The following is a 12571-nucleotide window of genomic DNA, read 5'->3' as shown; positions in this document are numbered from 1 at the left end:
GCCCCTTTGAAGGCTGGCGAATAAGTTGAGGAATCAGAATTAATGAGCGATATGGCAGAGCGCCTTGCGCTACATGAATTTACGGAAAACGCCTACTTAAACTACTCCATGTACGTCATCATGGATCGTGCGTTGCCGTTTATTGGTGATGGTCTGAAACCTGTTCAGCGCCGCATTGTGTATGCGATGTCAGAACTGGGTCTGAATGCTGCCGCCAAATTTAAAAAATCGGCCCGTACTGTGGGTGACGTACTGGGTAAATACCATCCGCACGGTGACAGCGCCTGCTATGAAGCGATGGTACTAATGGCTCAGCCGTTTTCTTACCGTTATCCGCTGGTTGATGGGCAGGGAAACTGGGGGGCGCCGGACGATCCGAAATCGTTCGCGGCAATGCGTTATACCGAATCCCGCCTGTCGAAATATTCTGAGCTGTTACTGAGTGAGCTGGGGCAAGGGACGGCGGACTGGGTGCCAAACTTCGACGGCACGTTGCAGGAGCCGAAAATGCTGCCTGCCCGCCTGCCGAATATTTTGCTTAACGGCACCACCGGTATTGCTGTCGGGATGGCGACGGACATTCCGCCACATAACCTGCGTGAAGTCGCACAGGCGGCAATCGCGTTAATCGACCAGCCGAAAACCACGCTCGACCAGTTGCTGGATATCGTGCAGGGCCCAGACTACCCGACTGAAGCGGAAATCATCACCTCCCGCGCCGAAATCCGTAAAATTTACGAGAACGGTCGTGGTTCTGTGCGTATGCGCGCGGTGTGGAAGAAAGAAGATGGCGCGGTAGTGATCAGCGCCTTACCGCATCAGGTTTCTGGCGCTCGCGTACTGGAGCAAATTGCTGCGCAAATGCGCAACAAAAAGCTGCCGATGGTTGACGATCTGCGCGATGAATCTGACCACGAGAATCCGACACGTCTGGTGATTGTGCCGCGTTCTAATCGTGTGGATATGGATCAGGTGATGAATCATCTGTTTGCCACGACCGATCTGGAAAAGAGCTATCGTATTAACCTCAATATGATTGGTCTGGATGGGCGTCCGGCGGTGAAAAACCTGCTGGAAATCCTCTCCGAATGGCTGGTGTTCCGTCGCGATACCGTGCGCCGCCGTCTCAATTATCGTCTGGAGAAAGTCCTCAAGCGCCTGCATATTCTTGAAGGTTTGCTGGTGGCGTTTCTCAATATCGACGAAGTGATTGAGATCATTCGTAATGAAGATGAACCGAAACCGGCACTGATGTCGCGTTTTGGCATTACGGAAACCCAGGCGGAAGCGATCCTCGAACTGAAACTGCGTCATCTCGCCAAACTGGAAGAGATGAAGATTCGCGGTGAGCAGAACGAACTGGAAAAAGAGCGTGACCAGTTGCAGAGCATTCTGGCTTCCGAGCGCAAGATGAATAACCTGCTGAAGAAAGAGCTACAGGCCGACGCACAGGCCTACGGCGACGATCGCCGTTCGCCGTTGCAGGAACGTGAAGAAGCGAAAGCGATGAGCGAGCACGACATGCTGCCGTCTGAACCCGTTACCATTGTGCTGTCACAGATGGGCTGGGTACGCAGCGCCAAAGGCCATGACATCGACGCACCAGGCCTGAACTATAAAGCGGGCGATAGCTTCAAAGCGGCGGTGAAAGGCAAGAGCAACCAACCGGTGGTATTTGTTGATTCTACCGGCCGTAGCTACGCCATCGACCCGATTACGCTGCCGTCGGCGCGTGGTCAGGGCGAACCACTCACCGGTAAACTGACGTTACCGCCAGGTGCCACAGTTGATCACATGCTAATGGAAAGCGACGATAAGAAACTGTTGATGGCTTCCGATGCTGGCTACGGATTCGTCTGCACCTTTAACGATCTTGTTGCCCGTAACCGTGCTGGTAAAGCGTTGATTACCTTACCTGAAAATGCGCATGTTATGCCGCCAGTAGTGATTGAAGATGCTTCTGATATGCTACTGGCTATCACCCTGGCAGGACGCATGTTGATGTTCCCGGTAAGCGAGCTTCCGCAACTGTCGAAGGGTAAAGGCAACAAGATCATCAACATCCCGTCGGCAGAAGCCGCGCGAGGCGAGGATGGTCTGGCACACCTGTATGTACTGCCGCCGCAGAGCACTCTGACTATTCATGTCGGGAAACGCAAAATTAAACTGCGCCCGGAAGAGTTGCTGAAAGTGACTGGTGAGCGTGGTCGCCGTGGCACCTTGATGCGCGGTTTACAGCGTATCGACCGTGTCGAGATTGACTCCCCTCACCGCGCCAGCAGCGGCGATAGCGAAGAGTAATATGCCGGAGGGGGGCTTTCTCCCGTTTGCAAGGAATGCCGGATGAAACGTTAAGTCGTCATCCGGCAGCGTATTCAACCCCCGGAAACGATAAAAATTCCCTTGAAACCGTTGTTTATTCATGCGTTGCGATTAACAATACGCTTTTCCAGAGAGCGGCTTTTAACAATGCCCTAACCTGATTTCAGGTGACGTACAATGCCAGTCTCTCAGATCTTCAGAGGGTGTTATGCTATATATCTTTCGTCTTATTATTACCGTTATTTACAGCATCTTAGTCTGTGTTTTCGGCTCCATTTACTGCCTTTTCAGCCCGCGAAATCCAAAGCATGTAGCCACCTTCGGGCATATGTTTGGGCGCCTTGCGCCGCTATATGGGCTGAAAGTTGAGTGCCGCAAACCTGCTGATGCTGAAAGCTATGGTAATGCTATCTATATTGCTAACCACCAGAACAACTATGACATGGTGACAGCATCGAACATCGTGCAGCCACCGACGGTCACAGTGGGTAAAAAGAGTTTGCTGTGGATCCCCTTCTTTGGGCAGTTGTACTGGTTAACCGGCAACTTATTGATCGACAGAAACAACCGTACTAAGGCGCATGGCACCATCGCGGAAGTCGTGAACCACTTCAAAAAACGCCGTATTTCCATCTGGATGTTCCCGGAAGGAACGCGTAGCCGTGGTCGCGGCCTGCTGCCGTTTAAAACAGGGGCATTCCATGCGGCAATTGCGGCAGGCGTCCCGATTATTCCCGTGTGTGTTTCCACGACTTCGAATAAGATTAATCTTAATCGACTGAATAATGGTTTAGTGATCGTAGAAATGCTGCCGCCGATTGACGTCAGTCAATATGGTAAAGATCAGGTTCGCGAGCTGGCTGCTCATTGTCGTTCGATAATGGAACAAAAAATCGCCGAGCTCGATAAAGAAGTCGCAGAGCGCGAAGCCGCCGGAAAAGTTTAAGTCGGCAATCTGTTTTTTGCGGGGATGTTTTCCTGCACGGTATTACTTTAGCCAGTTTTACATGGAGCAAATATGTCACTCAGTCGGCGTCAGTTCATTCAGGCATCGGGGATTGCACTGTGTGCAGGTGCTGTCCCCCTGAAGGCAAGCGCAGCCGGTCAACAGCAACCACTGCCCGTTCCGCCGCTGCTTGAATCTCGCCGTGGGCAACCGTTATTTATGACAGTACAGCGCGCGCACTGGTCATTTACGCCAGGAACGCGCGCGTCGGTTTGGGGTATCAATGGTCGCTACCTTGGGCCGACTATCCGCGTCTGGAAGGGCGACGATGTTAAGCTGATTTACAGCAACCGACTGACAGAAAACGTCTCAATGACAGTGGCTGGATTACAAGTGCCAGGCCCTCTGATGGGGGGGCCGGCACGCATGATGTCGCCAAACGCTGACTGGGCGCCTGTGCTGCCAATTCGCCAGAATGCTGCGACTTTGTGGTATCACGCCAATACCCCCAACCGCACGGCGCAGCAGGTCTATAACGGCCTTGCCGGGATGTGGCTGGTGGAAGATGAAGTCAGCAAGTCGCTGCCCATTCCTAACCATTATGGTGTGGATGATTTTCCGGTCATTATCCAGGATAAACGGCTGGATAACTTTGGTACGCCAGAATACAACGAACCGGGAAGCGGCGGCTTTGTTGGCGATACGCTGCTGGTCAACGGTGTACAAAGCCCGTACGTTGAAGTTTCGCGCGGTTGGGTGCGCCTGCGTCTGCTGAACGCATCGAACTCCCGTCGCTATCAACTGCAGATGAGCGATGGTCGTCCGTTGCACGTGATTTCTGGCGATCAGGGATTCCTGCCTGCTCCTGTATCGGTGAAGCAGCTTTCGCTGGCACCGGGCGAACGCCGTGAAATACTGGTGGATATGAGCAACGGTGATGAAGTGTCGATCACCTGTGGCGAAGCGGCGAGCATTGTTGATCGTATTCGCGGTTTCTTTGAGCCGTCCAGCATTCTGGTTTCTACGCTGGTGCTAACGCTGCGCCCGACCGGCCTTCTGCCGCTGGTGACTGACAGCCTGCCGATGCGCCTGCTGCCGACTGAAATAATGGCTGGTTCGCCGATTCGCAGCCGTGATATTAGCCTGGGCGATGATCCCGGCATCAACGGGCAGTTATGGGACGTTAACCGCATTGACGTTGCTGCCCAGCAGGGAACGTGGGAACGCTGGACGGTACGCGCGGATGAACCGCAATCATTCCATATTGAAGGTGTGATGTTCCAGATCCGTAACGTTAACGGCGCAATGCCATTCCCGGAAGACAGAGGCTGGAAAGATACCGTCTGGGTTGATGGACAAGTGGAACTGCTTGTTTATTACGGCCAGCCTTCCTGGGCGCATTTCCCGTTTTACTTTGGTAGCCAGACACTGGAAATGGCGGATCGCGGCTCTATTGGGCAGTTGCTGGTCAATCCAGTACCGTAATCTTCATACTCGCCCTGGGAGGGCGAGTATGGAATACCTTTCGATTTCTCTTTCGTTCCGGCTTATAATCCCCGGCCTTTGATTATTTTTTTATCATTTCTGGAAGCAAAATGAGCTCTATCTCCCTGATCCAACCGGATCGCGACCTGTTCTCCTGGCCGCAGTACTGGGCCGCCTGTTTTGGACCGGCACCGTTTTTGCCGATGTCTCGTGAAGAGATGGATCAACTTGGCTGGGATAGCTGCGACATCATTTTGGTTACTGGCGACGCGTATGTCGATCACCCAAGCTTTGGGATGGCGATTTGCGGTCGTATGCTGGAAGCGCAGGGCTTTCGTGTCGGGATCATCGCCCAACCGGACTGGAGCAGCAAAGACGACTTTATGCGTCTGGGTAAACCGAATCTGTTTTTCGGCGTGACCGCAGGCAATATGGACTCGATGATCAACCGCTATACCGCCGATCGCCGTTTACGTCATGACGATGCCTACACGCCGGATAACGTCGCGGGTAAGCGACCGGATCGCGCCACACTGGTTTATACCCAGCGTTGTAAAGAGGCGTGGAAAGATGTGCCGGTGATCCTCGGTGGTATTGAAGCCAGCCTGCGCCGTACCGCTCATTATGATTACTGGTCTGATACCGTGCGCCGTTCCGTGTTGGTGGATTCCAAAGCAGACATGCTGATGTTCGGTAACGGTGAGCGTCCGCTGGTGGAAGTGGCACACCGTCTGGCGATGGGCGAGCCGATTAGCGAAATCCGCGATGTACGTAATACCGCGATTATCGTGAAAGAGGCGCTGCCTGGCTGGAGCGGCGTGGATTCTACTCGCCTTGATACACCGGGGAAAATCGACCCGATTCCGCATCCGTATGGCGAAGATTTGCCGTGTGCGGATAACAAACCGGTGGCTCCGAAAAAACAAGAAGCCAAAGCCGTAACCGTGCAGCCGCCACGTCCGAAGCCGTGGGAAAAAACCTACGTTTTGTTACCTTCTTTCGAGAAAGTGAAGGGCGATAAAGTGCTGTACGCTCATGCTTCGCGTATTTTGCACCACGAAACCAACCCAGGCTGCGCTCGCGCATTGATGCAAAAACATGGCGACCGCTATGTGTGGATCAACCCGCCTGCTATTCCGCTTTCTACCGAAGAGATGGACAGCGTCTTTGCGCTGCCGTACAAGCGCGTGCCGCATCCGGCTTACGGTAATGCCCGTATTCCTGCTTACGAAATGATCCGTTTCTCAGTCAATATTATGCGTGGCTGCTTTGGCGGCTGTTCTTTCTGTTCTATTACCGAGCATGAAGGGCGCATTATTCAGAGCCGTTCGGAAGATTCGATCATCAATGAGATTGAAGCGATCCGCGACACCGTTCCTGGCTTTACGGGCGTGATTTCCGATCTCGGCGGGCCAACTGCCAACATGTATATGTTGCGCTGCAAATCGCCACGCGCCGAGCAAACCTGCCGTCGTTTATCGTGCGTTTACCCGGATATTTGTCCGCATATGGACACTAACCACGAACCGACGATCAATCTCTATCGCCGCGCGCGCGATCTGAAAGGCATTAAAAAGATCCTGATTGCCTCCGGCGTGCGTTATGACATCGCCGTGGAAGATCCGCGCTATATCAAAGAGCTGGCAACCCATCACGTTGGTGGTTATCTGAAGATTGCCCCGGAACATACCGAAGAAGGGCCGTTGTCGAAGATGATGAAGCCGGGCATGGGCAGCTATGACCGCTTTAAAGAGCTGTTCGACACCTACTCGAAACAGGCAGGTAAAGAGCAGTATCTGATCCCATATTTCATCTCCGCGCACCCCGGTACACGCGATGAAGATATGGTGAATCTGGCGCTGTGGCTGAAGAAACATCGCTTCCGTCTCGACCAGGTACAGAACTTCTACCCGTCGCCGTTGGCTAACTCAACCACCATGTATTACACCGGCAAAAATCCGCTGGCGAAGATTGGTTATAAGAGCGAAGACGTTTTCGTGCCGAAGGGTGACAAACAGCGTCGTCTGCATAAAGCGTTGTTGCGTTACCACGATCCGGCAAACTGGCCGTTAATCCGCCAGGCGCTGGAAGCGATGGGTAAAAAGCATCTGATTGGCAGCCGTCGCGATTGCTTAGTGCCTGCGCCAACCATTGAAGAGATGCGCGAAGCTCGCCGTCAGAACCGTAATACCCGTCCGGCGTTGACCAAACATACGCCGATGGCGACCCAGCGCCAGACGCCTGCCGGAGCAAAGAAAGCGCCGTCTGCGCAACCTCGCCCGATGAATGCCGGTGCGAAGAAACGTCCTAAAGCGGCGACTGGACGTTAAAAAAACATCCCCGGTAACTGAATGCTACCGGGGATATTTTTATCACTCCGTATACATACGCAAGCAGCGCAGGCAATCAAAATAGTCCTGCGCATCAAGGCGTGTATTGGCTCTGTTAGCTTCGGATTTGGCGGCGTAAATTTGCGGGCGTAATGCTTTTATATCCTGCTCTAGCCGGGCGATTTTGGCATTTAATGTTTGTACATTACCTGCCAGTTGATTGACCTTTTGCTCATTGACGCAACCACTTAATAAGCCGGTTACCAGAACAACAGCTCCCACGGTGAAAATCGTTTTCATATCGTGCTCCCTTTTATTTATTGTTCCGACTAATTTTTATTTTATTCAGTTCATTGCGTTAATCTGGCGGCGGTTTTCGTTTCAATCTGTTTAAGCAAGCTACCGCTGCCTGGACGGATAAAATCGGCAATTTCCCACTTTCCTTCGCGCCGATGTAAAACTAAATCCTGCTCTTCACTGTTACCATTGTTCAGCGCAATACGAACATGAATACGGGCGGAATCGGCGGTTTTTTCCTGGACACGAATTTCATCAACACGAGCAAATAGCGACTCTTCACCAAAACAAATCGGGTTGTCGTAAATAAATTGCCGTTCTATTTGCATCTCTTGATCGAAATTGCCGTTTTTATTGAAGGTGGTTTTATAAAATTCATTGACTGCCTGGCGATAGGTGTCGGAAACAACCCATGTCCAGGGCCAACTATAATCGGCAATATGTTTAAACAGTTCAGCGACAAAGGCTTCAGGCTCTTCTTTTTGTAATGAAGCCAGTGTTGCCAGGATTTTTTCATTCTCGCTATTAACTGCCTGCCAGACGCTACCATGGTTGCTGATGACATCATCAATGACCCAACGACCATTTTCTGCCACCATTTTCAGCGTTTGCGTGGTCTTTTCTTTATCGTCGTCAAAGGTACGGAAACGCACAACGGCATCTGCATGATCGGTATCCGTTTGAGTAACCACTACGCTTTCTAACACCAGATCGCCAAAATCCTGACAATCACAAATCGGATCATAATCCAGCCAGCCAATATTGCCCGGCAGCGTGAGATTATCATTCAGGGTAAGTGCCTTTTGTATGCGTGCAGACGTTATCGCCTGCTCTCCTGTCTCACCAAAATAAGGCGCGCTGGCATCAGATTTATAGTTTTGATAAATCTGGCGAACTGTCTGTTCTACAGTCAGCGAGGATGATTGGGCTTGAGTAGTGAAGCTTGCAAAAAACGCCAAAAACAGAAGTATTATTTTCATCTGTTTTTGACCTCACCGTCGTGTTTATCCATATTGTAGATGCTTTGTTGATTAAAGAGCTCCCAGCTCTGCATGATGATGTCCTTAAATTTGGCATTTCTGAGCAGGGGAGAGTAACAACGGGCGGGAGGTGAGGGGAATAAATGATTTCTGAAAAGTCCGGTAGCGGAACATTACCGCTACCGGGAGAATTTGCCCGTTAGCCGCCGAACTGGTCGGGATCGGGACCGAGACGTTTACCCTGATCGAGTTTTGCGATTTCACCAAGTTCGTCTTTGTCGAGACGGAAATCCCAGACATCAAAGTTTTCGGCAATGCGTGAAGGCGTGACCGATTTCGGGATCACCACCAGACCGTTATCCAGATGCCAGCGGATAACAATTTGTGCCGGTGTTTTGCCGTATTTATCCGCCAGGTCGCGAATGACTTTCTGATCGAAAACGCCTTTCCCACCTTGCGCTAATGGACTCCAGGATTCGGTCTGGATTTTGTGCGTGGCATTCCAGGCATGAAGCTGGCGTTGCTGCATCAGCGGGTGAAGTTCGATTTGATTAATAACAGGCGTCACGCCAGTTTCGTCGATCAGACGTTGCAGGTGGTGGATCTGGAAGTTACAGACGCCAATGCTTTTGATTAATCCCTCTTTTTGCAGCTCGATCATTCCTTTCCACGCCTCGACATAGTGATCGATAGCGGGAACGGGCCAGTGCATTAAGTAAAGGTCTATATAATCAAGCTGGAGTTTTTTCAGGCTGTCGAGCAGTGCTTCGCGGGGGTGTTTGTGGTCGTCGTTCCACAGCTTGGTTGTAATGAACAACTCTTCTCTGGCAAGTGCGGCATTTTTCAGCGCCTTGCCGACACCTTCTTCGTTTTTATAGGCAGCAGCGGTATCAATTGAGCGATAACCCACTTCCAGGGCTTTTTGAATAGCGGTGATAACTTCCTCATTACTTGCTTGCCAGACGCCCAGTCCCAGCTGGGGCATGACATTGCCATCCTGTAGCTTAATAACGGTTGGATTAGCCATACGTTCCTCCTTTTATATGAACTCACCGGAGCCTGCTCCGGTGAGTTGGTGTGAACTTAAGTCTGGACGAAATACCCAAAAACGAAAGTTTGAGGAGGAAAAAGCTTAACGAGCAGCTTCGTAAATGCGGCGGCTGACATCCAGCGTAATGTCATGATTTTCGCCCAGTTGGGTCATGCCGTGTTCTTCCAGTTTCTTCAGCAATGCCGGGATGGAGCTGCCGTCCAGACCGTAGTCGGACAGGCGGGTCGGCACGCCCAATTGCTCGAAGAAGTTGCGGGTAGCGGCAATTGCGGCGTCAATACGCTCATCGTCGGAACCTTCAGTGATGTTCCAGACGCGTTCAGCATATTGCAGCAGTTTCGCGCGCTTGGTGTCGCGTTTTTCATTCCACAGAGCAGGCAGGACAATAGCCAGCGTTTGCGCGTGATCCAGACCGTGCATCGCAGTCAGTTCGTGTCCCAGCATATGTGTTGCCCAGTCCTGCGGTACGCCGGCGCCGATCAAACCGTTCAATGCCTGAGTCGCTGCCCACATGACGTTGGCGCGCACATCGTAGTTTTCTGGCTCTTTCAGGGCTTTCGGACCATCTTCGAGAAGCGTCAGCAAAATGCCTTCTGCGAAGCGATCCTGAATTTTTGCATCAACCGGTTTGGTAACATACTGTTCCACGGTGTGTACAAAGGCATCCACTACGCCATTAGCCACCTGGCGCGGCGGCAGGGTGTAGGTATAAACCGGATCGAGCACGGCAAATACGGGTTGAACGTGGGCAGAGTGGAACGCCTGCTTGTCGCCGGTGGTTTTACGGGAGATAACCGCACCTGCGTTGGATTCTGAACCGGTCGCTGGCAGCGTCAGCACACAGCCCATCGGGATGGCGCTTTTAATCTCTTTACCGCCCGTTTGCAGAATGTGCCACGGATCGATGTTCTCAGGATAATTTGCCGCTGCGGCGATAAATTTGGTGCCGTCCAGTACGGAACCGCCGCCAACCGCCAGCAGGAAAGTCACTTTCTGTTCGCGAACCAGTTTCACGGCGTTCATCAGCGTTTCATAAGCCGGGTTTGGTTCAATACCGCCAAACTCCAGCACGTCCATACCTTTCAGCGCATCCAGAACCTGATCGAGAACGCCTGTTTTTTTCACGCTGCCGCCGCCGTAGGTAATCAATACGCGAGCATCGTGAGGAATTTGTTCGCGTAAACCAGCGATAGCGCCTTTACCAAACAGAATACGGGTTGGGGTGTGCAGATTAAAGTTGTTCATTACGTGCTCCCTTTGCTGGGCCAATATGAGGGCAGAGATCGGTCTGCCTGATGTTTTTCATTGTGGTCGCCAGCGTCGCTGCTCTCAATGCTCATTTCTGCCAATGTCTTGCCTATTTCTCCAGAGCACTGGAGAAATAGTACAAAATTGCGCACAATCAAATTGACGCATTATTCTTAAGAAATTACGCGATATGAAACGTGAAGAGATTTGCCGCCTGCTGACGGACAAAATTAATAATCTGAAAAATAAAGAAAATAGTTTGTCTGAATTGCTGCCCGATGTGCGCTTATTGTATGGCGAGAACCCCGGCGCACGTACGCCGGTGATGTATGAGCCTGGCATCATAATTCTCTTTTCCGGGCATAAAATCGGCTATATCAATGAGCGCGTGTTTCGTTATGATGCCAATGAATATCTGCTGCTGACGGTGCCGTTACCGTTTGAGTGCGAAACCTATGCCACGCCGGAAGTGCCATTAGCGGGTTTACGTCTCAATGTTGATATTTTGCAGTTACAGGAACTGTTGATGGACATTGGTGAGGATGAGCATTTCCAGCCGTCGATGGCTGCCAGTGGTATAAACTCCGCTACGTTGTCAGAAGAGATTTTATGCGCGGCGGAGCGGTTACTGGATGTGATGGAGCGACCGCTGGATGCGCGCATTCTCGGTAAACAGATCATTCGCGAAATTCTTTACTACGTGCTGACCGGACCTTGCGGCGGTGCGTTACTGGCGCTGGTCAGTCGGCAGACTCATTTCAGCCTGATTAGCCGCGTGTTGAAACGGATTGAGAATAAATACACTGAAAACCTGAGCGTCGAGCAACTGGCGGCAGAAGCCAACATGAGCGTTTCGGCGTTCCACCATAATTTTAAGTCTGTCACCAGCACCTCGCCGTTGCAGTATTTGAAGAACTACCGACTGCATAAGGCACGGATGATGATAATCCATGATGGCATGAAGGCCAGCGCGGCGGCGATGCGCGTCGGCTACGAAAGTGCGTCGCAATTTAGCCGTGAGTTTAAACGCTACTTCGGTGTGACGCCGGGGGAAGATGCGGCAAGAATGCGGGCGATGCAAGGGAGTTAAATGTGTTCCCGGACAAGTCGCCGGGAACGGAGAAAAACGTCAGGCGTTACCGTATTTCTTTTTAATCACCACAAACAGCGTGCCTAACAGGCCTGCGGTTAACAGGGCAATCGGCAGGATCATCAGGAACGTCATCACCTGATCTTCATGGCGCTTAACGAACGGGATCATGCTTAAGGCATAACCAAAACTGGTCACCACGCTGACCCATAGCAATCCACTTAACCAGTTGAAAAACTGGAAGCGGCGGTTTGGCAACCCGGAAATCCCCGCCATGGTTGGTAGCAGCGTGCGGACAAATGCAAGAAAACGTCCAGCCAGCAAAGCCAGCAAACCGTGGCGGTCAAACATACAGGTGGCGCGCTGATGATATTTGGCCGGAAGCTGTGCCAGCCAGCCTTTCACCGTTTTGGTATTACCTAGCCAACGCCCCTGAATATAACTTAACCAGCAGCCCAGGCTGGCTGCGGCAGTCAGAATCACGATTGTTGGCAGAAAATCCATCACCCCCTGGGCAATCAGTGCGCCAGCCAGTATCAACAAGCTGTCGCCTGGCAAAAATGAAGCGGGCAGCAGACCGTTTTCTAAAAACAGCGTGGCAAACATGACAAAGTAAACAACGCTAACAATATGAGGATCCGCCAGCGCGGCAAAGTCGTGTTGCCAGAGCGCAGCGATAATGTCTTGAATAACAGCCATGGACTTTCCTGTGGAACAGCGTTTAAGCCTTTATTTGCCTATTGTACTCCTGAATTGTCCGGGACGCCTTGATCCCGGACGCAACAATTTAAGACTATTCACAATTAAATGTCTGCAAAATTG

Annotated in this window: 10 protein-coding genes; 5 read left to right on the top strand and 5 right to left on the bottom strand. The window is 51.7% G+C overall.

Annotation, left to right across the window (positions count from 1 at the left end; all coding sequences use genetic code 11):
- Window positions 1–42: 42 nt before the first annotated feature.
- The 4 genes from parC to RGV86_RS09235 all read left to right on the top strand — a co-directional run bounded on the left by parC (window position 43) and on the right by RGV86_RS09235 (window position 7083).
- Window positions 43–2301, top strand: a complete 2259-nt coding sequence (parC, locus tag RGV86_RS09250) for a DNA topoisomerase IV subunit A (protein WP_085461192.1) — start codon at window positions 43–45, stop codon at window positions 2299–2301.
- Between the two features lie 229 nt (window positions 2302–2530).
- Window positions 2531–3268 (top strand): 1-acylglycerol-3-phosphate O-acyltransferase, encoded by a 738-nt coding sequence (gene plsC / locus RGV86_RS09245; protein WP_000965725.1) that lies wholly within the window; start codon window positions 2531–2533, stop codon window positions 3266–3268.
- A 72-nt stretch (window positions 3269–3340) separates the two neighbouring features.
- Window positions 3341–4753, top strand: coding sequence for a cell division protein FtsP (gene ftsP, locus RGV86_RS09240; RefSeq protein WP_000059392.1), 1413 nt, complete (start codon window positions 3341–3343; stop codon window positions 4751–4753).
- Window positions 4754–4863: 110 nt separating this feature from the next.
- Window positions 4864–7083: a YgiQ family radical SAM protein gene (locus tag RGV86_RS09235; protein WP_000095183.1), complete on the top strand. Its 2220-nt coding sequence runs from the start codon at window positions 4864–4866 to the stop codon at window positions 7081–7083.
- Between the two features lie 42 nt (window positions 7084–7125).
- Here RGV86_RS09235 and yqhH read toward each other — a convergent pair whose 3' ends face one another.
- The 4 genes from yqhH to yqhD all read right to left on the bottom strand — a co-directional run bounded on the left by yqhH (window position 7126) and on the right by yqhD (window position 10656).
- Window positions 7126–7383 (bottom strand): lipoprotein YqhH, encoded by a 258-nt coding sequence (gene yqhH, locus RGV86_RS09230; RefSeq protein ID WP_000848539.1) that lies wholly within the window; start codon window positions 7381–7383, stop codon window positions 7126–7128.
- Window positions 7384–7433: 50 nt separating this feature from the next.
- Window positions 7434–8360, bottom strand: a complete 927-nt coding sequence (locus RGV86_RS09225; protein WP_000691653.1) for a YqhG/Tai3 family protein — start codon at window positions 8358–8360, stop codon at window positions 7434–7436.
- 199 nt (window positions 8361–8559) lie between these two features.
- The gene (gene dkgA / locus RGV86_RS09220) at window positions 8560–9387 is read right to left on the bottom strand and encodes a 2,5-didehydrogluconate reductase DkgA (RefSeq protein ID WP_000013137.1); all 828 of its coding nucleotides are present in this window, start codon (window positions 9385–9387) and stop codon (window positions 8560–8562) included.
- A 105-nt stretch (window positions 9388–9492) separates the two neighbouring features.
- The gene (gene yqhD, locus RGV86_RS09215; RefSeq protein WP_001058817.1) at window positions 9493–10656 is read right to left on the bottom strand and encodes an alcohol dehydrogenase; all 1164 of its coding nucleotides are present in this window, start codon (window positions 10654–10656) and stop codon (window positions 9493–9495) included.
- Between the two features lie 193 nt (window positions 10657–10849).
- Between yqhD and yqhC the strand changes: the two genes are divergently transcribed.
- On the top strand, window positions 10850–11749 hold the full coding sequence (gene yqhC, locus RGV86_RS09210; protein ID WP_000817719.1) for a DNA-binding transcriptional regulator YqhC: 900 nt from the start codon (window positions 10850–10852) through the stop codon (window positions 11747–11749).
- Between the two features lie 39 nt (window positions 11750–11788).
- On the opposite strand, the gene yghB is transcribed toward yqhC, so the two are convergent.
- Complete coding sequence (yghB, locus tag RGV86_RS09205) at window positions 11789–12448, bottom strand: DedA family general envelope maintenance protein YghB (RefSeq protein ID WP_000268433.1); 660 nt, start codon at window positions 12446–12448, stop codon at window positions 11789–11791.
- Window positions 12449–12571 lie beyond the last annotated feature (123 nt).

It is taken from the genome of Escherichia ruysiae (assembly GCF_031323975.1).
Taxonomy (GTDB): domain Bacteria; phylum Pseudomonadota; class Gammaproteobacteria; order Enterobacterales; family Enterobacteriaceae; genus Escherichia; species Escherichia ruysiae.
This window is presented reverse-complemented; position numbering and strand designations above follow the sequence as displayed.